23 protein-coding genes and 1 pseudogene are annotated in these 23320 nt (G+C 33.5%); 7 read left to right on the top strand and 17 right to left on the bottom strand.

The window, feature by feature from the left end; all coding sequences use genetic code 11:
- Positions 1 to 82: 82 nt before the first annotated feature.
- On the bottom strand, positions 83 to 1231 hold the full coding sequence (locus ACZLO7_RS06575) for a Ger(x)C family spore germination protein (protein WP_464940604.1): 1149 nt from the start codon (positions 1229 to 1231) through the stop codon (positions 83 to 85).
- Positions 1224 to 2681, bottom strand: a complete 1458-nt coding sequence (locus tag ACZLO7_RS06570) for a spore germination protein (protein ID WP_464940603.1) — start codon at positions 2679 to 2681, stop codon at positions 1224 to 1226. Before ACZLO7_RS06570 ends, ACZLO7_RS06575 begins: the two co-directional genes overlap by 8 nt.
- 845 nt (positions 2682 to 3526) lie before the next feature.
- Here ACZLO7_RS06570 and ACZLO7_RS06565 point away from each other — a divergent pair.
- Both ACZLO7_RS06565 and ACZLO7_RS06560 read left to right on the top strand, forming a co-directional pair.
- Complete coding sequence (locus ACZLO7_RS06565; RefSeq protein ID WP_464940602.1) at positions 3527 to 3781, top strand: GlsB/YeaQ/YmgE family stress response membrane protein; 255 nt, start codon at positions 3527 to 3529, stop codon at positions 3779 to 3781.
- A gap of 490 nt (positions 3782 to 4271) precedes the next feature.
- Positions 4272 to 6020 carry a methyl-accepting chemotaxis protein gene (locus tag ACZLO7_RS06560; protein WP_464940601.1) on the top strand — a complete coding sequence of 583 codons (1749 nt, stop codon included), beginning with the start codon at positions 4272 to 4274 and terminating at the stop codon, positions 6018 to 6020.
- A 479-nt stretch (positions 6021 to 6499) separates the two neighbouring features.
- On the opposite strand, the gene ACZLO7_RS06555 is transcribed toward ACZLO7_RS06560, so the two are convergent.
- The 6 genes from ACZLO7_RS06555 to ACZLO7_RS06530 form a co-directional block, all read right to left on the bottom strand.
- The gene (locus ACZLO7_RS06555) at positions 6500 to 6787 is read right to left on the bottom strand and encodes a hypothetical protein (protein WP_464940600.1); all 288 of its coding nucleotides are present in this window, start codon (positions 6785 to 6787) and stop codon (positions 6500 to 6502) included.
- Positions 6787 to 7086 (bottom strand): DUF2089 family protein, encoded by a 300-nt coding sequence (locus ACZLO7_RS06550; RefSeq protein WP_464940599.1) that lies wholly within the window; start codon positions 7084 to 7086, stop codon positions 6787 to 6789. The genes ACZLO7_RS06555 and ACZLO7_RS06550 overlap by 1 nt, the downstream gene beginning before the upstream one ends.
- 241 nt (positions 7087 to 7327) lie before the next feature.
- Positions 7328 to 7633 (bottom strand): hypothetical protein, encoded by a 306-nt coding sequence (locus tag ACZLO7_RS06545; RefSeq protein ID WP_464940631.1) that lies wholly within the window; start codon positions 7631 to 7633, stop codon positions 7328 to 7330.
- A gap of 144 nt (positions 7634 to 7777) precedes the next feature.
- A complete protein-coding gene (locus tag ACZLO7_RS06540) occupies positions 7778 to 8173 on the bottom strand; it encodes an NUDIX hydrolase (RefSeq protein ID WP_464940598.1) in 396 nt (131 codons plus the stop codon).
- Positions 8174 to 8276: 103 nt separating this feature from the next.
- Entirely contained in the window at positions 8277 to 8387 is a 111-nt protein-coding gene (locus tag ACZLO7_RS06535; RefSeq protein ID WP_464940597.1) for a DUF3953 domain-containing protein, read from the bottom strand.
- A gap of 257 nt (positions 8388 to 8644) precedes the next feature.
- On the bottom strand, positions 8645 to 9043 hold the full coding sequence (locus ACZLO7_RS06530) for a hypothetical protein (protein ID WP_464940596.1): 399 nt from the start codon (positions 9041 to 9043) through the stop codon (positions 8645 to 8647).
- A 541-nt stretch (positions 9044 to 9584) separates the two neighbouring features.
- On the opposite strand from ACZLO7_RS06530, the gene ACZLO7_RS06525 reads away from it, so the two are divergent.
- Entirely contained in the window at positions 9585 to 10034 is a 450-nt protein-coding gene (locus ACZLO7_RS06525; protein WP_464940595.1) for a hypothetical protein, read from the top strand.
- Between the two features lie 169 nt (positions 10035 to 10203).
- Here the strand turns inward: ACZLO7_RS06525 and ACZLO7_RS06520 are convergent, their stop codons facing one another.
- Positions 10204 to 10761: a GNAT family N-acetyltransferase gene (locus ACZLO7_RS06520; RefSeq protein ID WP_464940594.1), complete on the bottom strand. Its 558-nt coding sequence runs from the start codon at positions 10759 to 10761 to the stop codon at positions 10204 to 10206.
- Between the two features lie 450 nt (positions 10762 to 11211).
- Between ACZLO7_RS06520 and ACZLO7_RS06515 the strand changes: the two genes are divergently transcribed.
- Complete coding sequence (locus ACZLO7_RS06515) at positions 11212 to 12435, top strand: IS110 family RNA-guided transposase (protein WP_511261352.1); 1224 nt, start codon at positions 11212 to 11214, stop codon at positions 12433 to 12435.
- A 143-nt stretch (positions 12436 to 12578) separates the two neighbouring features.
- On the opposite strand, the gene ACZLO7_RS06510 is transcribed toward ACZLO7_RS06515, so the two are convergent.
- The 3 genes from ACZLO7_RS06510 to ACZLO7_RS06500 all read right to left on the bottom strand — a co-directional run bounded on the left by ACZLO7_RS06510 (position 12579) and on the right by ACZLO7_RS06500 (position 15082).
- Positions 12579 to 13472: a methyltransferase domain-containing protein gene (locus ACZLO7_RS06510; RefSeq protein ID WP_464941416.1), complete on the bottom strand. Its 894-nt coding sequence runs from the start codon at positions 13470 to 13472 to the stop codon at positions 12579 to 12581.
- A gap of 127 nt (positions 13473 to 13599) precedes the next feature.
- Positions 13600 to 14526, bottom strand: a complete 927-nt coding sequence (locus ACZLO7_RS06505; protein ID WP_464941417.1) for a serine hydrolase domain-containing protein — start codon at positions 14524 to 14526, stop codon at positions 13600 to 13602.
- A 232-nt stretch (positions 14527 to 14758) separates the two neighbouring features.
- On the bottom strand, positions 14759 to 15082 hold the full coding sequence (locus ACZLO7_RS06500) for a DUF2834 domain-containing protein (RefSeq protein ID WP_464941418.1): 324 nt from the start codon (positions 15080 to 15082) through the stop codon (positions 14759 to 14761).
- 564 nt (positions 15083 to 15646) lie between these two features.
- On the opposite strand from ACZLO7_RS06500, the gene ACZLO7_RS06495 reads away from it, so the two are divergent.
- The 3 genes from ACZLO7_RS06495 (at position 15647) to ACZLO7_RS06485 (ending at position 19061) form a co-directional block, all read left to right on the top strand.
- Complete coding sequence (locus tag ACZLO7_RS06495; protein WP_464941420.1) at positions 15647 to 16189, top strand: RNA polymerase sigma factor; 543 nt, start codon at positions 15647 to 15649, stop codon at positions 16187 to 16189.
- Complete coding sequence (locus tag ACZLO7_RS06490) at positions 16179 to 17324, top strand: anti-sigma factor family protein (RefSeq protein WP_464941421.1); 1146 nt, start codon at positions 16179 to 16181, stop codon at positions 17322 to 17324. Before ACZLO7_RS06495 ends, ACZLO7_RS06490 begins: the two co-directional genes overlap by 11 nt.
- Before the next feature lie 501 nt (positions 17325 to 17825).
- Positions 17826 to 19061, top strand: coding sequence for an IS110 family RNA-guided transposase (locus tag ACZLO7_RS06485; protein WP_511261372.1), 1236 nt, complete (start codon positions 17826 to 17828; stop codon positions 19059 to 19061).
- Positions 19062 to 19209: 148 nt separating this feature from the next.
- Here the strand turns inward: ACZLO7_RS06485 and ACZLO7_RS06480 are convergent, their stop codons facing one another.
- The 5 genes and pseudogenes from ACZLO7_RS06480 to ACZLO7_RS06460 form a co-directional block, all read right to left on the bottom strand.
- The gene (locus tag ACZLO7_RS06480; RefSeq protein ID WP_464941450.1) at positions 19210 to 20049 is read right to left on the bottom strand and encodes an alpha/beta fold hydrolase; all 840 of its coding nucleotides are present in this window, start codon (positions 20047 to 20049) and stop codon (positions 19210 to 19212) included.
- Between the two features lie 215 nt (positions 20050 to 20264).
- Positions 20265 to 20348 (bottom strand): annotated as a pseudogene (locus tag ACZLO7_RS06475) (DinB family protein); the annotation flags it as partial.
- A gap of 355 nt (positions 20349 to 20703) precedes the next feature.
- Positions 20704 to 21848 (bottom strand): IS3 family transposase gene (locus ACZLO7_RS06470; RefSeq protein WP_511261396.1). Its coding sequence is split into 2 segments (ribosomal slippage): positions 20704 to 21575 and positions 21575 to 21848, totalling 1146 coding nucleotides; the frame shifts between segments, so codons are not numbered across the junction.
- Between the two features lie 153 nt (positions 21849 to 22001).
- Positions 22002 to 22691, bottom strand: coding sequence for a zf-HC2 domain-containing protein (locus ACZLO7_RS06465; RefSeq protein ID WP_511261395.1), 690 nt, complete (start codon positions 22689 to 22691; stop codon positions 22002 to 22004).
- Positions 22692 to 22693: 2 nt separating this feature from the next.
- A complete protein-coding gene (locus ACZLO7_RS06460) occupies positions 22694 to 23170 on the bottom strand; it encodes an RNA polymerase sigma factor (RefSeq protein ID WP_511261394.1) in 477 nt (158 codons plus the stop codon).
- Between the last annotated feature and the right edge of the window lie 150 nt (positions 23171 to 23320).

The raw sequence follows: 23320 nt of genomic DNA, 5'->3' as shown, positions 1-23320 counted from the left end.
ACATAATTATTAGTTCTTAGCTTATTCCACTTTCAGCAAAGCTCTCATGTACAGAAGTTGTAAAGGAATGTTTTCTAAGACTTTATTTATCAATCGTCTCTTTAAATGATTTTCTTTGGGTTTTGAATTTATTGATTTTTACACTGAGCTTCATGGAATCCTCATTTAACTCCACTTTTCCGTTCTTCTGAAACTTTTTCCACGCCCTTACATTTTCCCGATATAAGTACTCTGATAATCGATAGATGTCTGCATCATTTTCCAACGCCTCTTTATAAGTATCTTTAATTTCTTTTTCAACTTCTTTTATTACCTCTTTGCGAATTTGATCGATTGGTACTTTTTTCTGGAACTCACCAATGTTCGCATTGAGTTTTATATCTATATCAAACTTCACTTTATCTTCACTAACGATGGGTTTCACTTTTACCTTTACTTTATCAATTACCACTGTGAAGTGTTGTTCATTATTCGAACCTACTGTGGTCGTAACTTCTCCTCTCTTTGTATCTTCCGACATCCATTGTAATCCTCGTGCCTGTTTTGCTGGGATAAAACCTTTAAACTCATGAGGAGAAAGCACACCAACTCCCGATAATACAGCCTCATTTTTGACCTCTTGTTCCGTCTCCCATTCTTTGATAGAAACGAAAGGTATACTTACTTCATGATTTGGCTCATTCAGTCCAATTATCAATGTTCGAAAATCGATTGGTTTAATAAAGGATTCTTGTTCATAAGAATTCTTTGGATTTCCTAACTCTGATAATATAAGGGATTTATTGAGGTTCGGTGTGGTTAACAGTACATCTTTTACAGACCCCATAGTACCGTACATCCAAATTTGATATCTCGTTTCTCTATATCGAATAAAAGTGTCAATAATTTGATTGGCTCTTTCGTTTTTCAAAGCTTCTTCAGAGAAAATGATATACGAAAAAAAGCCCCAAAGAACCTTAGAATCCAAAGAATGATATAATTTAAAAACCGCTTCATTAACGGTTTTACCTGTGGCATACCCAACTTCAGACTGCGTAGGCTTATTAACTGTTTGTTCATTTTTAGCAGTATTAGAAAAATCAATAATTTGAGCATATACTTCATACTGTCCGTCCTTGAAATCAACACCCATACCATGAATATATAACATCTGTTCAGGATCGTTTACATCCCAACAACCCGTGAGAAGAGTCGAGAGTATGATTACTATTATCAATAGTCCCTTATTCATTTTTGTCCTCTTTTGTCCGCGATTTATCTTGAGGATCTAACATATTTGGACGTTTATTATAATATTTTTGTGGCAGTCGAAATAGGGATTTTGTGATTGTTGACCAACTTAAATCTGTTGCAATATTCATGTAGGGTACACCAAATGTTCGTATACTTGATAAATAAAAGAGCGTAAAGAAAAGTGACATAAAAAAACCAAAAAAACCTAAAAACGCAGTAGCTACGATGAAACAAATACGTAAGACACTTATTGCAGTAACAAGTGACTCATTTATTAACGTAAATGTTGAAATGGTTGAAATAGCTATAACCACAATAATTGCTGGACTTGTTACCCCTGCTCGAATGGCAGCATCTCCTATAATTAGCCCACCAACCACACTAATTGTTCCACCTATGGCTGTTGGAAGGCGCATGCCAGCTTCACGGAACAACTCAAACATGAGTAGCATAAGTAGCATTTCGATTGCGGTTGGAAGTGGTAAACCTGTATTTAATTGGACTATTGTCGCTAGCAATTGGAGTGGTAACTGATTTTGATGAAAGGTCGTTAAAGCGAGAAAAAAGGACGGTAGAAGTAATCCAATTAATAAACTTAATACACGCAATACCCGTTCAAATGAACTAAAGACGGTGGTATTCTCGTTATCCTCACCCGACTTTAAGAGTAACAACATATTGACTGGCGTGATGACAGCATAAGCTGTCCCGTCTACTAGAATAATAAAACGTCCTCTGACAAGAGATTGAATAGCATGATCTGGTCTACCTGTATAATCTATCCTTGGAAGGAGCATCCCACTTGTAATAATACGTTCCATTAACAAATTCCCGCTCCAAACGATATCTGTATCGACTTTTTTTAATTCATTTTTGATTTCATGCAATATTTGTTTATTGGCAATATCATCAAAATAAAGGACGGCTACTGACGTTTTTGAACGATCTCCCAATTCGAATTTTTCTACGCTCAATGAATTTGTAGGTAATCTCTTCCTTATAATAGCTATATTAACTGATATATCTTCAATGAAGTTATCTCTTGGTCCTTTTATTACCATCTCCATACGTGTCTCTTCAGGTTTCCTATTCGGCTTTTTAGCAATATTGCTAGAAAATAAGAGGAATTCATCCTCAAAATAAATTAGTAGATGGCCGGTAAACACACGTAATATGGCGTCTTCTTTATCTTCTACTTTTAATATACTTGGTATATATAATTTAGCTAATACTGCATCTTCCAAAGATTCCTCAGCTAAGTTTGCTATGACATTTTGAACTCTTTGGACAATAACTTCATTTAATAGCTGTTGATCAATCATTGCATCACATGTAATGAAATGCACTCTATGTTGATGGAATGTATACGATTGAAAATGAACATCCGCAGACTTTTGAAATAATTCCCTCAAGGTTTTTATATCTATTGGTTTTTTAGCCGATTCCATACCATTCCACTACTTTCTACATAATTATTTTGTTTTGGGCTTTTTAAATGCTCTTCCTGAAAAGAAAGCTACAATCGCAATAATATAGAACACAATGGAAGAAGCAACTTTAGCTATTCTCCTTTTTAACTAATTTTTAATCGGCTCTTGTTCTGATTTATCATGTATATAAACTAAAGTAAAAAGCCAAGGAATGTAGCTACAGTGGCTATTATGACAGAGGCCACTCTGCAACTTTTAATAATAATTGAAAATTAGTTACATGTTTTTTAAACTGATGACATTCATCGGCAAAAAAAATAACATTATACTAGTTGCATATCATTTTTTATTGGTACTTTTTAGTTTTGCCAATAATGTTTAATATTATAAGTAACTTTATGTGGTTGAAAAAAGTTAACACTTGTAATGGTGATGGTAACTTATCCAATGGAGCTTGTAGGTTAATATTATTACTTTAGAAATAATAAAGTTATTAAATTTTGCCGTAAAAAATCAAAGGGAGATACTACTTGTGAATGTAGTATCTCCTTTAAAGTTCTTTTAATATATGCGTATCTAATATAAATTTAGCGAATCAAACGAATAATATAGTTGTTTAATTCGAACTCGCACATTTAAGTTAAGTCCCCAAATTTTAATTAGCTTTTTTAGCAACTGTTGATTATGCAAATAAATCGCACAGGACAATAAAATAACTACATAACTTAAACCTCTCCATTCGATAGAATTTTCTGTCATTAATAAGTAAAGAAATGCAAAGAAATTTATTAATCGAAAGCGTTTTAATTCGTATTTATATTTTTAGCTGATATGGGAATAATAAATATTAAAGGAGGTTTAACATGTTTAGTTTTATTTGGTTTCTTATTATCGGCGGTATTTTAGGATGGGTAGCGAGCCTGATTATTGGTAAGGATATCCCAGGTGGAATTATTGGTAATATTATTGCAGGTATTATTGGTGCTTGGATAGGTGGGAAATTATTAGGTAAGTGGGGGCCTACACTAAGTGACTTCTATATTATCCCGGCTTTAATTGGTTCCATCGTGTTGATCTTTGTTGTAAGTTTCATTTTAAAATTAATGCATAAGGATTAATTTAGACCTGGGCGATTTGCTCAGGTTTTTTAATTTACTTAGAAATTAATAAGACCTATGCAATTTAAGATTGGGCTATTTTTTTATATTTCACAGTTTATAGTATAACTAGAATACTCTCATTTACTACACTTTTTCTTCAAATTTCTGTTTCAGTGCAATTTACATACTACTTATTGTTATTAAATGATATGCATTGCCCTCTTTAAAGCTATCTACAATCGGCTTTTTCATTAACTTTTAAGCATGTACTTTTATAATCACCAATGTTAACCTTTTTTAATCTATTGACTTTTGTGATTTTTTTTGCAAACTTCAGCCGACCTAGTAAATTATGGAATCACACTCAACCTAATAATAAGAAGAATCCGCTTCTAGCATTCATAGATATATTAGCCAAATTAGCCAAATATAAAAAATAATTTTGATATTATTGAATTGTGTAGATTATTGTCGAAATATAACTATATATAGTTGTGGGGGAAAGCAAATGAAGAAGATAAATTTACAGTTACGAAGCATCTCAGGGAAGTTAATGCTACTAATCACAGCTATTATACTTGTGACAGTTGTGATTATTGGCTCAACAAGTTATTTTGTTGCCAAAAGTCAGCTCTTAGACTCAGGTGAAAGAGAACTACAAAGCATTGTCGAGGGGGCCTATACTTCATTAGAATTGATTAATAAAGAAGTGGAAATTGGCAAAATAACACTAGAAGAAGGAAAAGAACAAGCGAGAATTATTCTAAATGGACCAGTAAATGAAAATGGAGAGTACGATTATCAAAAGTCCCGTTTTACTTACAAAGAAAATGGTTATATTTTAGCTTTTGACGAGGATTTAGTGTTACAACTCCATCCTTCTAAAATAGGTGGAGCTCCTGCCGATGAACTAAACAGAAGTAATCGAGAAAAGATAGTTGCAGGCGGCAAGTCCAAAAATGAATCAGATCGCTATGTCGTTTATAATGACAAACAGCCAGATGGTTCTTTTAAAGATAAAACAGCCTATACAGAATATTTTGAGCCTTGGGGTTGGACTATTGGAATTGCTGTTTTTCAAGATGAATTTTATGGAGAATTAAACATTTTACGATATATTATCTTTGGTGCAACAGTTGTACTCATTATTTTAAGTTCACTTGTTTTTTATTTAGTTATTCGGAGGAAGGTAAATACATTAAAAGAGGTAGCTGAAGCATCTACAAAAATTGCTGATGGTCATATAATTGTTACCCACCTACCTGAATCAAGTGATGAAATTGGACAACTTGCGATTGCTTTTAATAAAATGTCACAGCAATTAAGCACGCTCGTTGAAAAGACTAAAAATACTAGTGAGCAATTATTGGATTCAGCTACTAGCTTATCAGCAATTTCAGAAGAAACATCTGCTAGTAGTGATGAAGTTGGTAGAGCAATTACCGAAATTGCTACTGGTACACAAGAACAAGCCCATGATTTGGACAAGATAAACCGAACAGTAGAGCTATTATCAAGTTCTATAGAAACCATGGAAAAACAAAGTAAAGTTATGTACGACATTACAAAACATGCAGAAAAAATATCATCCGAGGGAATTGAAATAGTTCATCAATTACAACAATCAAATACTGATTCGTTAGCAGCATCACAAGAAGTCAGTTATGAAATTAAAAATTTAAATGGTAAAATAAATCAAATTACACAGGTAATGGAAACAATTGTAACGATCGCCGAACAGACAAATTTACTAGCTTTAAATGCGAGTATTGAAGCAGCAAGAGCAGGTGAGTATGGTAAAGGATTTTCAGTTGTTGCCGATGAAATAAGGAAATTAGCAGAACAATCAAAAAATGCAACTCACCAAGTACAAGGAGTGGTTTCATCCATTGTTTCAGAAACTACTAAAACAGTTGAAACTGTAGAAGGAACAATGAAGACTGCTAAAAAGTTAAATGATGATGTAGTTCTAACACAAAGTAAATTCAATCAGATGTCTGATTCTGTTAAACAAATTGTAGAATCAATATTAGCAGTTAGTAAAGAAATGGACGTTATGACATCCTATAATAACTTGATGAGTGAAGGAATCGAAAGTGCGTCCAGCGTATCAGAACAGAATGCCGCTTCAGTGCAGGAAATTGCTTCTTCCATAGATGAGCAAATTAAAGCAATTGCTGATGTTGCTAATGCTGCTGAAAAACTAACGGATTTAAATCGTGAATTAAATTCCTTAATGGAACGATATACTTTATAAAAGACTAGTGATGTTATTAACATAGTCTAAAACGGCTACAAAAGATAATCGTTTTATTAATGAAGGTATTCCAGAGCGTTTGGAACTTTTGATGAAACATACAATAGATTATAAAACAAATGCATCGAATCAAAAGATTCGATGCATTTGTTCTTTTTAGTAGGTTGACTATTCAATTTCCCCTTAAATCCCCCAAAAATTGATATCCAAATTTTTTGGTGTTGTTCAACAATATGGCCCTTTTGTTGAATACAAGTTAAACAATACTCTATACTCTTCAACTAACCTGCTCGTTAGTTGAATAAAAAAGCTGTTTGAACAGCTCAAAGATTTTCTACTAAAGCACCTGTTCGTGAAATAAACTAAGACATTCTTACTTTCAAAAAACTCTTTTAGCCTAAATTAAGAAATTTCATTCTAACTCTACCTATTATATATTAGTCCGACTTATGCGAATAATTAACAACTTCCCATTTTCTCTATTTCATGTCGTGAGTTTTCATTTTATCCAGTTCCTTTTTTCTTTTCTCGTGAAGATACTTTCTACCTCCATTCCATTCTGCACATAGGAAAAGTATCCCTAATAATAGGTAGAGGAAAAAGCCCATATTACTTTCAATATGATTCGTTACAAACAGCCATGTCAAAAATACAAAATATGCTACTGGTAAAATCGCTCCCCAATAGATATTGTTCCTAGTTGAAAAGAAGAATTGAACAGCTAAAATACCAGCAATAATAAAAACCCCATAAATCCCTAATGACATTACTTCTCATCTCTTTCTTGTTTATATTTTTCAATAATTAATTTTGCATCTGCTACACTTATGCGATCATCAATCGACATGCTCTTGATAAATTTAATAAATTCCTCGTTTTCTACGGCATCATTCATTTTTATTTTATTGATTAATCTATCAAGTTTAAGTCTTACTGTTGGATAAGATACCTCATAAACCTTTGCAATCTCTTTTAAAGAACCTGAATGAAGTACTAAGTTTTTAACAAACTCTAAATCCTCATTTTCCAAGACTAAAATCCAGTTTGGAATATTGTTAATATCCACGGATATGCCCTCCTTTTACTTTTGATAATATCACTTTAACATAATTATTAATAATGTTAAAGTGTTTTTTAACTTAGTTAAAAATAATATGTTATTTTTATTTAATTATTTATAAAATAAAAGAATCCATTTGAATTAAACTCCTCAAATGAACTCTTTCCTTATCAATTCAACTATGCTTTTTTTAAAATTTAAATTACTTTTTTTGTGTGTGAAGCATCCGATTAGGGAAGATAGCTATTTATGAATAACTGGCTCTATCCTTACTGTAAATTTCATAAGCAAAATATCCAAATAATAACCCTACTCCAGCACCTAAACTAATGGAAGTTGGCAGAGCTGTATGGAAAAACATGCTAAGAATCACACCGAAAGCACTACCAAAAAGCATTCCTAATGGAATTAAACTATCTAAGAAATTCTGAGCATTTTTTGACTCTTTCTTACCAAGGGAACCTTTTTTATATTTAAGTTCAAGTCTTTTAATTACAAAAACCACAATCGCTCCGACTATAGCAAGTGGTAGTAAAAGACGTATGATCTCCACAACTAACACCAAGTTAGAACCTCCCTTCAATTTTAACAATCTGGCACGATTGTTGAACACAAGTTCAACAACACTTTTCAACTATCCTGCCCCGTTAGTTCAATAAGAAAAAGGCTCTACTTCTTATTGAAGCAAAGCACCTCATTAGTTGAATAAAAAATATATCCTTTCTACAACTTCTTTAGGTCTAACATCTATTGATAAAAGGCTTTCTATGTCTACCCACATCGGCTGATATGTACCTCTATTTCTATTTTCATCTGTGTATTCTTTACCTTGCCCAGTACCAAAAGAACCTTCAATAATTTTAGCTAAGAAAAAGTATTGTATACCGTTAAATTCAACTTTAGAAATGCACTCGTTAACATTGACTTTAACACCTAATTCTTCAAAAGCCTCTCTTTTTGTGGCTGATTCAGGAGTTTCACCTTTTTCAATTCCACCACCAGGAAAGACAAAGTAAACTGAACCTTCTCTAACTCTTTTAATTAGTGCTACCTTATTATTTTCTATAAGAACTACAGAGCCTCTATCTCTCAAAATGGTTCCCCTAATCCATATTTTTTTATTTCTATTTTCCTCCGTTAGTGGGATAAAAATAGAGCTGTCTGAACAGCTCAACGATCTTCTACTTAAGCACCCGTTAATCCAATAAGAAGCCCTGTATAGGAACGAAGAATTTAAACAAGGAGACAATAATGCACATGTATCCTTCAAATCTCTTTCTATCTTTTTGAAGTTCTTCTAATCCCATTACCAACATAAACGCAATCGGATTGTTTTAGAATTACTAGGTAGAAAATGATCAAACTTTATTCCAAACCAACTGCTTATCAGTTATTGTTATTGCATTAGCAGGTTATAGTCTAATTACCAAAAACTTTGAGTTTATGTCATATTGGTATAAATATTATATTTTTGCTAAGACCGAGTTAACAAAATCGTTTTTTTCTTCTGGATATTTGTGTTTATTATGGGTCAAGACGTTGATAGCTTACATTTCTTTGGATCCTATTCTACTAAGGATTCTGTTATTTTCCCATCTAGATTTTTAATCGCATGCACCGAATTATCCTGAATGATGCCTGTTTCTACAAAACCAAATGAAGCGTATAATTCTTTAGCTATGATATTACTTTTATGATAAAAGAGGTCTACATATTGTGCTTCCATATGGGATATTTTCAATATCCGCCAACATTTTTTCAAAGGCAAGCTTGCCATATCCTTTCCCCTGACAACTCTTATCATCATAAAATGCCAAATGAAATAGGTCTTCTTCCCGTAATAAACTTCATTTTGAAATGATTCATGATCCGTCGTATCATAAATATACATCAAAAATCCGACCGCAACTCCATCGGCATAAATGGCAATGGGAGTCGCTGGTATCCCGTCTGCGTTCAACATATGAGCGTCTGCAAAGCTTCTGAGGTTAGTAGTTTCTATAAAGTCTTTCTGGTTTTCTCCAACTTCTAGTGCTATTACTTCATCTATGTTATCCCCGGTTATTTTTCATAATTCAATCATTTTTTTATCCCCTCTCCTAAGACAAGCCACCTTTCACAAAATGGCCCGTTTGTTGAATTGTCATAATCCATCTTATCAATGCAATTGCATTATATCTTTTACAAATTATAGGATTATATTACAAATTATAGGGCTTCATTGCAAATGATCAATCTTTATTTTAAATCTACATCAGTATCTTTAAATTCACGAATAATCAATTTATATTTTCCCCTACTAAAGAATCGTATTTACTTATGATATAATTCTCCATCCTTTTTCTATATAGGGCTCCCGTCAAAATGCCAGAATAAGATACCTCCTATTATGGTATAATTGTTATATGTTTACATTTCGTTATCTATGTTCTACGTAACGGGGGTGGATATGACAATTCATTCCCTTACTGACGAAAACTAATTTTTTTGAGGAGGATGTTCTTATGAAAAAGATAATTGGATTAAGTTCTATTCTATTTGCTGGAATCATATTATCCGGATGTTCAGATACAATAGAAGAAACTAAACGAGAAATAGAAGATTCTTTAGATTCAAGTGATAGAGCCGGTATTGAAATTGTTACTAAAGGAGAAACTGGAAACGGAAGTATTGAATTATTAACACCAAAGATTACAACAAAAGATGATCAATTAGAATTTATGACTGAGGGAATTGATGAAAATAAAGTGACCTTTATTTTTGTTGCCAATAAAAAAGTATTTGAACAAAAAATAAAAAATGATGAATCCTACAAACTTGACATTAATGGTATCAAAGATGCTCATAGGACTGACTACAAGCCAAAAGTTCAACTTTTGCAAACTATAGATGATATTGAAGATGGAGACATAGTAACCTTTAAACAAGTTAGATATACAGTTAAAAAAGATTAGTTTTATAATTATTTAATTCCCATCCTAATGAAAAATTATCGGAACATATTTCTCCATTAGGATGGGAACACATTGATTGTCCTACTCCTTATTGTAGTAAAGCCTCCTTTAGTTTAAGTGCAATCATTCACATACTAAAGGGATCGTTAGTCAAATCGTTGAATTAACCTTAGAATTGATTCCAGTCTCTTTTTAACAAAGAAAAAGAGTAGTGGTCATAATACTTACCTCTAAATAAATGCTTATCTCTGTAAATCCCTTCATTCTTAAATCCTAGCTTTTCTAATAATTTTATAGAATTGATATTTTCCAAAGCTACAAATGCGTTAATTCTATTCAGTGCCATATTATTAAAGCCACTTTCGATAGCAACTATCAATCCCTCTTTCATATATCCCTGTCCCCAATATTCGTGCCATAAATCATAGCCTATCTCCGCTATATGGTTCGTTCTATCCCAAGAATCATATCCACACGTTCCAATTTGTTGCTGATTATTTTTTTCGACTAATATCCACCGATTAAATCCTTTTTCTTCAGGATTTGAATTCCATTCAACAAACTCTGTAGCTTCATTTCTAGTCGTATACCATTCTTCATCATATAAAAATTCACATACTTTTTCGTTGCTGAAGTGTCGATAAATAAAGTCAATATCCTCATTTCCCACATTCCGCAAAATCAATCTCTCAGTTTCTAAATTAGGGAATTTACTATGTACAGTCAATTTAAGCACTCCTTATGATAACTAAATTAGGAACGTTTATTCTTAGATGAACAACGTCAAATCTTTACATCTTAAATATTTCGACAGTCTTAAAAAAATACCTTCTTATTCAACTATCCTGCCCCTTTAGTTCAATAAGAAAAAAGAGCTACCTAAGCAGCTCAATGTTCTTCAAATAAAGTACCCGTTAGCCATCCATGAAGCGCAAAATCAGCGCTTCACCACAGAGAATGAAAATGGTGAAAAACCGTCCATACTGATTCTACGGCTGGGAGAGGAAGGTCGATGAACTATGGTGCGTTAGAGCCCATCCGTTAGTCTGACTCCAACGACCACGGTGCACCACTGACTGTCGCTCCCTTACGGGAAGCACACATGGTAGATTAATCCTATTCTGATTGTTGCACCAGCCTCCAATAATAATTAGAGCCGTAGAAAGGATGTTTTTCAATGGATGTTGTCATTGAAAGAGCATGTGGAATGGATGTGCATAAGGACAATATAACCGCATGCATTATCACACCAGAAGGAAAGGAGATTAAAACGTTTTCAACTAAAACTATTTTTTTAATACAGTTGGTCGACTGGATTAAGGAGAATAACTGTACGCATGTTGCCATGGAAAGCACAAGTGTTTACTGGAAACCTATTGTGAATTTATTAGAAGCTGAAGATATTGAGTTTCTAGTTGTGAATGCCCAACACATGAAGGCGGTCCCTGGACGTAAAACAGATGTGAAGGACGCAGAATGGATTGCTAAACTCCTTAGTCATGGGCTTTTAAAAGCTAGTTATATTCCCGACAGAAATCAGCGAGAACTCCGAGAACTAGTTCGATACCGTCGAAGTATTATTGAAGAACGCGCTAGACAACATAATCGCATACAGAAAGTATTAGAGGGTGCAAATATCAAACTTGGTTCTGTTGTTTCAGATGTCATGGGTGTTTCTTCACGAGATATGCTTAACGCTATCGCCAACGGCGAAGCAGATCCTGAAATTCTATCAAACTTCGCTCGACGTACTATGAAAAAGAAAAAAGAAGAACTGGAGCTAGCCCTAAGGGGATATATTAATTCTCATCAACGCTTAATGTTAAAGACTATTTTAAAACATATAGACTTTTTAACTGAGCAAATCGAGATGTTAGATCAAGAAGTAGCTGAAAGAGTAAGCACACATCAAGATGATATTGACCGACTAGATTCTATTCCTGGAATAGCTACAAGAATGGCGGAACAAATTTTATCTGAAATTGGTACTGATGTGAAAAAGCAATTTCCTAGTGCAGCTCATATGTGTTCTTGGGCAGGATTAGTTCCTGGTCATAACGAAAGTGCTGGAAAAAGAAAATCAGCTAAAACCAAGAAAGGAAACAAATATCTGAGATCAGCATTAACAGAAGCAGCTCATTCTGTAAGAGGATCTAAAAACTATCTCGGCGCACTGTATAGGCGTACAGCAGCTCGAAAAGGCAAAAAACGAGCAGGAATTGTAGTAGCACATGCCATGTTGCGAATATCTTACTACCTATTAACACGAAAAGAAATGTATGTAGACTTAGGTGAAGACTACTTTGATAGAAAGAGACAACAATCCATTGTTCGGCATTCCTTACGAAGACTTGAGGGTTTAGGATACACAGTTACATTACAAGAACCTGAAGCATCTTAATCCATTCCATCTACCTACAATATTCCATTGAATTAGACGCTCTCCCCTTTTTTAAAGACGAATGAGCTGCGTCTTCTTAAGTATTGCCTTTTCCCCTAAATTACAGAAGTTTATTTTCATGGTAGTTGAAGAAAAGTTAAGAATTAATAAATGTTAGTACAATTTTTTACCTCTCCAAAAGTAATTTTCATACTTGGTGTGTATACTAAAGATGAATCGAAACTAAATACTTGTGAAAACAGTTGCTCGACTTCATACTGTTCCTGAGCATCCTTCAATGTGACCCCACGATTTTTCAAACCTTCAATAAAGGCTTGTCTATTAGTAAGTTCTTCACCCAAGCCTTCTTCTTTTAAAGAATTATACAATTTTTGTTTATCTATTTGATTCATATTGGGATTGAGGAAATTAACTTTATCACTAATTCTGCACTCAATGTTCTCCACACCCAATTCTGTTAAATATAACGGAATTTTTGCTCCTATATTTCCATCTTTTCCTTTTTGTTTTACATCCTCTTCAAATAGTTTTTGAAGAATGCCAAGTTTGATAATTTGCGTTTGTTCATACCCACTTACATAGTATGATGACATATTTGAAATCCAGTGTGGTTCAAAACAAATTATTTTGCCTGTGTTAACAACAGATTTGACCATTTTTTGAAGCATTCTTTTGGGTTCGGACATATGTAAAAGAAAAGCATGGCAAACAGCAATATCATACTTACACTCAATCTCTATCTCATTTGTATCAGCTACAATGAATTCAGTTTCATATTTCAGATTATGAAAAAGCTCTCTCGCCTTATTAATAAGCTGTTGCCCTTTATCTATTCCTGTATATTTTGAACCAGTTGGTAATAGAGGTAATAATTTAAGTCCTAAATAACCATATCCACAACCAAAATCAACAATATTTACAGGTTTAGAAAGCTTCCAAACGTATTTCACTAAAAACTCTAAATAGTCATCGTTATAATATAAATCTCTTGTTCTTTTGAGGTATTCAAGTTTGGTATCCCAATAATACTCTTCCAATTAATGTCCTCCTTTATCTAAATAGGCTATTGTATATTGTTCGACAGATTATAGAGTTTCCCCTGTTCTTATTGAACAAAAATGTACTTTAGTGGAATAAGAAAAAGGGCTGCCGTTGCATGCTTGCTCATATGTCTCCCTCATCCAGCCAACTACCTAATAACTCTTGGAAAAAGAGTCCCGGTGCAGATTGCTGGTCATTTCGTAGCTGGCTTTTTGCCACAGCCATAATATTTAACTTCGGAACAATAAATATATATTGTCCAAATATGCCATTAGCATAGTAATAATCAATCGGGGTGTTAGTATTAGTATATTCATAAGTCCATAGCTGATATCCATATCCATATGTTCCTTCTTTTGTGGTTTTAATTTGTTTATATGGTCTTTTTGCCTGAATGAGCCAGTTGGATGAAATCACCTGATTTGAATTAAATCGCCCTTCGTTTAAAAACAACAATCCAATCTTCACCATATCATCTAAATTTAACGAAATACTAAAACCACCCCCGTGAATTCCTTGTGGGTCCTTTTGCCAAGTGTATTTATTTATCCCTAATGGACGGAATAGATATTTTTCAGCAAATGAAGCGGTGGGAATTCCAGAAATTTTTTGTATTATCGCACTTAGTAAATGAGAGTCTCCTGAATTATACTGAAAAGTTGAACCTGGTTTATGTATAATTGGTTGTCCTAGTATGAATTTAACCCAATTTTTCGATCCTTGGAAATTCCCTACTTTTAAACCCGAAGTCATGGTCAGTAAATGAAATATTGTAATTTCTTTCTTTTGCGGATCATCAGACTCTAATATTTCTGGAAAATAGTTTTGTATGGGTTCTTGAATATTTTTAATTAAACCTTTATCTACCATAATTCCAATTAATATAGAAACAATGCTTTTTGTAATGGAATAAACCTTTGACGGCTTTTCTATAACCTTTTTATTCTTCAAGTATTCGAATATCCGTGTATTCCCTTTATAAATGACAAATGCTTCAATTCTAATACTTTTAAGTTTCTTTTCTAACTCAAAAAAAGATATTTTACTCATATCTCTAACCCCTTTCAAAAACTATACTAATATATTCTCCTTTTATAACTTATTTCCTTCTTTATTATGCTAACCTGTCCCGTTAGTTGAATAAAAAAAAGCTGTCTGAACAGCTCAAAGAATTTCTATTAAAGATGAAGTTTGATCATTTTTGAGATCCATCTTCCATTAAAGCGCCCGAAACTTGAATAAACATTTTGTTATTTTAGCTGGAACATGCTTGTTTTCTAATTTATACTTCATCTTTACTATTAATATAAGAATGTCTAAAAAACAAAAATAAAGGTAGGGCTAAAGATAATCCAACTGTAAACAGAGATAAAAGACAAATCCATTTTTCTTTCATGTTATACTTTCGTGATTCATTGAACATAAATACCAAGAAAACAACACATGAGATTAAAAAATCAACTGCAAAAAATGCTGATATCTTGTTAGTAAATAATAATTCCATTAATAAACCTAAATCAAGTCCGTTATCCCTAAGGAACTGAATAAAAAAATAATACGGAAAAACAGTACCAATTAGCCCTAAAATTAAATATAAATTTTTCACTGGATAATTCCCCCTTCTTTACAAAGTTGCTATTAGATTACCATAACTAGTTCTAAGGTCATTCAAAATATATATATTATTGGAAATCCTTTACTGAACAATCTGACCCTTTAATTGAATACTACAGATGGAGTTTAAAAGCCAAAAGAAAAACAAAACTATATCTGTCTGAACAGCTCTACGATCTTGTACTAAAGCAGTGTTAGTGACCAGTAAATCTTTTTATTTACATTAAACAATTTTAATTCCACTTCCTTTATATACTATTCAACTATTAATTCTACGAAAGGGGGTATAACTCCTTCCTGAAGTAAACTGCCCCGTTAGTAATCTATTAGTTATAAACCCGAATTGTTTAGAAAAGAATAATTTTTTTAGACCAAATTATCAAATATTAAAAATAGAGACAAAGATTATTTATTTAGCCGTCATTCTTCCAAAATGGATGAATGACGTTTTTTATATTCGATAAAAAGCAAATAAATTTACCTTAAATAGAAAAAAATATAATTTATTGAGAGGAATTAGAGATTTGTTCGTTATAGTAGTAGGGAGGTGAATCGGATGGAAATGGATGAAGTGATTGTGCGTGTAAAGAACGGAGAAGATCATTACTTTGCACACGTAATCAAACATTATGAACAGATAGTATTTACCACTGTTCTACGAATTGTCCGTAATCGTATTGTTGCAGAAGATATCGTTCAGGATATTTTTATAAAGGTGTACTATAGCCTACATAAGTATGAAAAAACAGGGTCATTTAATGCATGGCTTTATCGAATTGTGGTCAATAATTGTTTTGATCATTTACGAAAAAACAAGTATCAAACTAAACCAGCCGATATCGAAGTAACGGATAGTCGATATCCTGAAAAAATATTGTTATTATGTGAAAAAAATGAGCAAGTAGAGCAGCTTCTTCAGCAGTTAGATGAAACCGAATATTTTGTATTGTTATTGAAATATGTGAATGGGCTTAGCTACGATGAAATTGGGCAAGTGCTACAAATTTCTTTAAACGACGTTCGTAACAAACTGCACCGTAGTAAAAGAAAACTAAGGTCAATCGGAACTACAAAGGGAGGTTATTTTTATGAAATGTGATTCGCTACTGTTAGAAGATTATGTGGAAGGCTTTTTAGAGGCTAACAAGCTACAGAAACTTGAAGCTCATTTGCAATACTGTAAAAATTGTCAAAATGAATATGAGCAATTAGTAAATGAACAAAAAACATTATTTGCACAGCTCAATAAGCCAATGATGACACATAGTCAAGCTGATTTCATAATGCAACGTATTCAAACAAATACTAAGCGTAAGAAATTGTGGCATAGCTTAAAAATTAGTGTAATTAGTGCTGCAGTTCTGGTCTTAAGTTTCGCACTTTATTATTGGAATCGAATGCCGAGTGATGAACCAACGGCATTAATCGAACCTAACAGTGGTAAACAGGAGGGGCTTGCAACTGGTGAACAAAATCGTAGCTTAGATGCACCGTTTTTGGATGTTTCAATCGAGCAAGTGGTTGATGATGGAGATAACATTGAAATTCAATTTCGCGTAAAATTCAATGATGAAAATCAGCGTTATTATGAAAATTTATACAGTCAAATTCTAACTCGATATGAATATGATGAATTTCTAAATCCACCATATGATAAAATGGAAGATTACTTTTTCGGTCAAGTTTTGACAAAGGTCTATTTTGCCCTTAGAAATGAAGCGGGTAAATTGATTGCAGGGCAGGGATTAAATGAAAAACCGTTAGTCGACATTTCTTTTAGTGGGAAGGGAACTAATGTATTAGGTGAAATGATTTATTCGGTTTCTGTTCCAAGTAACACAAAGCCAACTATATTTGAAGTGTATGCTATGGAAAAAAATGTACACAATTTAAATGAGACGCAAGTAAATCCTCAACAGCCGCAACCATTTCAATTTGAAAACACAGAATATACAGTAGATTCAGTGGGAATTAAAAATAATTCATTGCACATTCAAATTTCTACGGAAGGTGAACCGAAGATAAGGCCGACTGGATGGAATATTGTACTCGATAATCGCTTATCTGTTGCTAATAAAAGTTCTAGTCAATTTAATGGAAAACGTACCAATAATCGTACCGTTTATAAACTACAATTTGATGGTCACGAACAAATTCCAAGTAAATTCAAATTAGTGCCGGATACTGTAAAAATAAACAAACAAATTGAACCAATCGTATTAGAATTAAACTGATTACAAGACTCTCACTTAGTAAATAATTGCAGTGAGAGTCTTTTAGTGATGAAAAATATTTTAGTTGTTTAGCATTTTAAAATTGATAATAATCTTTAATCATCAATAGCAAAATTTCTAGCGAAAAGAATATTAAAATTTTTTTTAATATCAATAAAAGGTATCCCAATTGAATCAAGTACCATTGTGAAGTACAGCCATTGCAAAATCATGGTATAAAAGGATTTACTCCTTCTTGATGTAAAGCATCCGTTCGTATTATAAGGTCAGCCAGAGAAATCTGGTTGACTATTTTTTATTCAATTTATAGATTGATAGTAGCCGGGGTAGAACGGAAGCACCCGTGGGACTTGATCCCGACAACTAAACTGTTCGCCCTCTACTTGTTAACACATGATTAGGCTGGTTGGGACATAGTGATCCCGTATAACAAGCGAAGATATGAATAACAAGCTAGATAGAGGTTACCGGTCAATACACTACATGAGGAGGAGATAAACTATGAATCCAGTAGTAGGTCTGGATGTCGCAAAAGGTGAAAGTCAGGTTCAAATGTTCTTGGATAAAAAAATTCCCTATAAAAGCAGTGTGAAAGTGGACCATACGGTGGAAGGATTGGAAGAGTTACACTCTTATTTATTAGATGTAGAGAATCAAACAGGGATGAAACCACCTATTGTTTTAGAAGCGACAGGTCACTATCATGCCCCAGTTGTACAGTTTTTAGAGGCAAGAGAGTACATTGTCATAATCGTAAATCCACTGGTATCTTATCGAGCAAAAAGCTCTAACTTACGAAAAACTAAAACAGATGCCATTGATGCCTATCACTTAGGTGAACTGTATTACAAAGAGGATTTAGAGCCTCAGAAAAAGCGTGGTATTCAGCTTTTAAACCTTCGGCATCTAACAAGGCAACACGAAAATATGACAGGAATTATGGTTCAAACAAAGCTTCAATTTCAAGCTGTATTAGATCAAGTATTTCCAGAGTATAAAGGCGTTTTTGGTGATTTATACGCTGAGATTTCATTAAGGACTTTACAGTCCTTCCCTACATCGGAGTCTGCCTTAAAAGCAGGTGTAGATAAGCTTGCACAATTTATTGATAAGCATTGTAAAGCGCGTTCATTTAATTGGGCGTATGAAAGAGCTGAGTTATTAATCGCCGCTGCGGAACGTAACCCATTTCAGTCAACGCTTTATCAAAGCCTTCTCGTCAGTCTGAATATGTATATTGATTTACTTCAAGCGTACCGACAACAGCTTTCTACGTTAGAGCGTGAGATTAATCAATTGGCGGCACAACTCGAAGAATATGAATTAATCCAATCGCTTCCCGGTATAGGTGAAAAAATCGCGTCCACGATACTTTCAGAAATTGGGGAGATTGACCGGTTTAATCATCCAAAAAAGTTAGTAGCCTTTGCGGGACTAGACCCAAGTGTGTTTGAATCAGGGCGCTTTAAAGGCACGAAAAATCACATTACCAAACGCGGCTCAGCTAGACTTCGCCACATGCTTTACACAGCCGTCCGTTGTTCAATTCGAGATAGCCGTAAAAAGAAAACAACAGATGAAACCCTTGCACGAAATAAACGATTACGAGCCTTCTACGATTTAAAACGCGAAGAAGGTAAACCGTATAAAGTAGCTATTATTGCCTGTGCTAATAAGCTTTTACACTGGATTTATGCGATTTTAAAAACGAAAACACCGTTCCAAGAAACTATTTAGTTACAGTATTTTAAAATAAAACAAAATCCTTCCAAATTAAATTCGGAGGGTTATTTATCTTGTGCTTTTTAGTATAACATGAAGTGTTTTTCGATTAAAAATGTTTTACTTGACATTCTATTAGCTGGTTTAGTTGAACAACATTTTTTTATGATAGTACGCTTTTTAGGACTCGCTTAAACTTGAACTCTTCTTCTAAAAATGGATAATGGTTACTTTGTTCAAATATATGTAATGCAGCATTCGGAATTAAATCATTCATTTCGATTGAAAAATCCACTGGGCATTGAACATCATGCCTACCGCAAAGAATGATAGTTTTTGTTTTAATAGCTGATAATTGGCGGGTAACATCAAAAATCAGTTGTTCTCTACTAAAAAAATTCAATCTATTTGCAGACATTTTTTTCATTATATTTCCCGAAAAATATAGGTCATAATTTTCAGGTTTAAATAAAGATAATTGAGTTCTTTCCTTAGACAATCTATTCCTGTCATCACCGACTGTACGTTGAAGCTTTAAAAGTTCCATTAATTCTTGCATCCTTTTAAATTTAGGATGTCCATCATTATATATACACTTACTTGATGATGAGCTATATTCTCTTGCAGAAGAGCCTACAAGAATGAGGGAATTTAAAGAGGCTGAAAAATGAATACCATATAAAACTCCAATCATTCCACCTGTAGAATGTCCAGCAAATATCCATGATGAGTAACCCTTCGCTTTTCGAATCTCTTCAAGGTCAAGTACTGCGTCCACCATGCTTAATTCATAGGCATTCTTTGCTTTATCTGACCTTCCTGCGTCTTTTAAATTAACTAAAAAAACTTTATTATTGTCTATAAATGTTTCAGCAAAGTAGTCCCCAGACTCATTAAATTCCGAATAATGATGAGTTATACACACAGGTTCACCCACTCCTTTTTGAAACACCTCAAAGCACCCACGAGAAGTTTCAATCATCTCTCTTTTCCATTTGGACATAATAAGCTTCCTCCTTTCTAAACCTACTACTCATGTTCACTAAACTGCCCCTGTAGTTAAATAAGAACAATTATTAGGCTTATTTCGTTAGAGAGAACACTTGAATAATACCCTCATAATTCCTTCATTTTTATTACTTAGACTGTTTCATCCTTATGTATCCTGTGAGGATATCCATTATAAAAGCTTAAAATCTTTCATACTTTCTCCAAGAATCCACCCCTGCGGTGTTTTAACAACTCTTTAATTGTCAGTTGATTGCACCAATCAAACCATTCATCTCTTACCTGCCAGTTGTATTAAAGAATTTAATCATTGTAAGCAATCCAATCTAGCTTATTACATTATATTTCGATGTAGATGCAACTATTTCCTTCTTCAACTAACCTGTCCCGTTAGCCATCCATGCAGCACAAAATAGTCCTGCACCACAGAGAATGAAAATGGTTAGTGGAGTCAATACTAATAGTCTACCGAAAACAATAGTCTTATTAATGTCCGCTCTCCTCTTTTTTTAACGATTAGGCAGGGTCTTCTTAAGTATTGTCATTTTTCTTTTCTTGAAGAAATTAATTTTCATGGTAGTTGAAGAAGAAAAAAAGAGCCATCTGAACAGGGCACTGAGTATCATTTTTGAGACAATAAAAAAACACCTTATTTTGCAGCCAGTTGACGGTATTGTACCGGCGACTGGCTGTTTAATTTCGTTTTAATCCGGATATTGTTATAATAATAAATGTATTCTTCGACCATATTTATTACGCGCGCATTTGTCGTGCGGTAAATTTCGTCGAGGTAGAACGTTTCAGACTTTAGCGAGGAGTGAAACGTTTCGATTGGGGAATTATCAACGGGCGTGCCTTTACAAGACATGCTCATGGTAATTCCCTTTTCTTTGATTGTTTTTTGATATACATAAGATGTATAGACAGATCCTTGATCACTATGCAGAATGCAGCCCTCTGGTAAATTAGGTAATTGATTGAGCGTATCTAAAACAAAGGCTGTATCTTGCTTAGACCCAATAGTTTGTGCAATAATCTCGCCATTAAACAGATCTAAGATACTTGAAAGATACATCATGGTTTGTCCAAAAGGCAAGTAGGTAATATCTGTTACGAGCTTCTCTAATGGTTTTGTTGCACTAAAATCGCGGGCTAATAAATTGGGAGCGATGTAAGCTGGTTGGCCCGTACGTTTACGTTTCTTTACTTTTACACGGCACTGCCAGTTATATTTTTGCATCACACGTTGCACTGTTTTCTCACTAATACCTGTTAATGATTTTGTGATTTTTCGATAACCGTATCTAAATTTGTGTAGCTTGCACAAGTTACCAATTTGTTTGTCTCGAAGCTCCTTTGATGTTTGCGTATGAACTTTTGCTTTCCAACGATAGTAAGACGAACGGCCAACTCCTAAATGAAGACAGATTTCACTAATTGACATACTTCCTTTTAATTCCTCCACTAATTGAACTACAACTCTTGAAACCACTTCCTCTCCAATTCTACGTACTTTTTTAATACTTCAATCTGTTGCTTTAGATAACGATTTTCAGCTTGTAACTTTGCGGTTTCACTTTCATATTCAGGTCCTTTACCAAAGGTATATTGTTTACCCACTGGCTGTTCAAGCCGATGTAATTCGCCATTTCGATACCATTTCAACCATGTTTTTAATTGACTGTGATTACGAATATTCAACTCTTCTAATACTTGCTTTACAGGAATCCCAGCTAATCTCATCTCAATTGCCTTCATTTTAATTTCTACTGGATAACTGACTCTTGTCCCCATAGAAAAAACACCTCCACGTTGGTTTTTAAAGGTAGGATACCCATTTTTTCAACGAAAGGTGTTTTTATTTGTCTCATATTTTTAGGTCAGTGCCACAGCTCCAAGACCTTCTACTAAAGTTACCGTTAAATGAAGAGCATAAAATCCTTACTTTTAATTAAAGTGGAACATATTCTCTATTTCTTCGCTAGCTTTGGGCAAATCCATTCCTTTTTTCCAAATCAAAATATTATCCTTTGGGCTTCCATAATACAACGCATTTATCCCCTCACCACGAACTATTTCTTGTTCCTTAATGTCAATAAAGTCATATCCCTTTTCCAAAACACTTAGTGGTCGTACCGTCTCTTGTTTAATAATTGGTCGTAAAGGATTGATATATAAGTTACCTTCTTCATCCATATCGTATTTTAAGCTATTCAAACTATAACCATCATTTATCTCGGCATAATAGACAATTTTGCCATCTGCCATTTCACTAATGTTCTTTATCTCTACCCTATCAGTTGGAACGCTTGTGATGTTCCAATGAAATAAACCAAAATATCCAAGTATGATAAGAGAAATAAATAATGCACTAATTATTCCCCCTTTAATAAATGATTTGGCTCTTGAACGGTTCCAGGAAGAAGATATATTTTTTATAACATTACCATCATTTTTATTTCTTTCAATTTCTTCTTTTGATAGTTTAAAATCAACTTGTATTCTGTCTAATTCTATTTTACAAATTTCACACTCGACAAGGTGTTCTTCTACCATTCTTTTACTAGCATCACTGCATACGTTGTCATAATACAATGGAAGCAAATCTTTAACTATTTCGCATGATACTTTACACAATTCTATTCCTCCCTCAGCAAGTCTTGAATTTTACGTTTAGCTCGGTGAAATGTGACTCTCGCCCAACTTTCTGTTCTCTCGAAAAGTTCACTTATTTGTTTAAAGGAAAGTTCTCCAAATACTCTTAACGTGAAAACTTCCTTATAAGGCTCTTCTAAGCAACGTAAGACTTTATGAATACGGAAAGTCTCTTCTTTATTTAGTATCATTTCTTCAATACTATATTCATTTTCTTCAGGTATATCCTCTGTATCTAACCGCTTTTGTTTGTCGAGATAGGTAAAGTATGTGTTTTTGGCTATTTGACAAAGCCAAACATTGAGTTTACATTTCCCGTTGAATTTATCAATGTTTTTTAATGCTTTAAAAAATGTTTCTTGTGTTATTTCTTCGGCTATCTTTTCGTTACGACTTAAAAATAGTACAAACGAGTAAACCTCTCGAAAATATTGATTGTAAATGCTCTCAAATTCGGTCACATTTCAACCTCCTTTCATAAGTAAGACTAAGTTAAGAGGGTTTCGTTACAAAAAAATAAAAAATTGGCAGACTCATACGTCTGCCATTAAGTCATATTCTATTTGCAAAATGGAATAATTGACCCTATAATATGTATTCTGTTAATTTTA

The sequence above is a fragment of the Viridibacillus sp. d25.2 genome, assembly GCF_055456015.2.
This window is presented reverse-complemented; position numbering and strand designations above follow the sequence as displayed.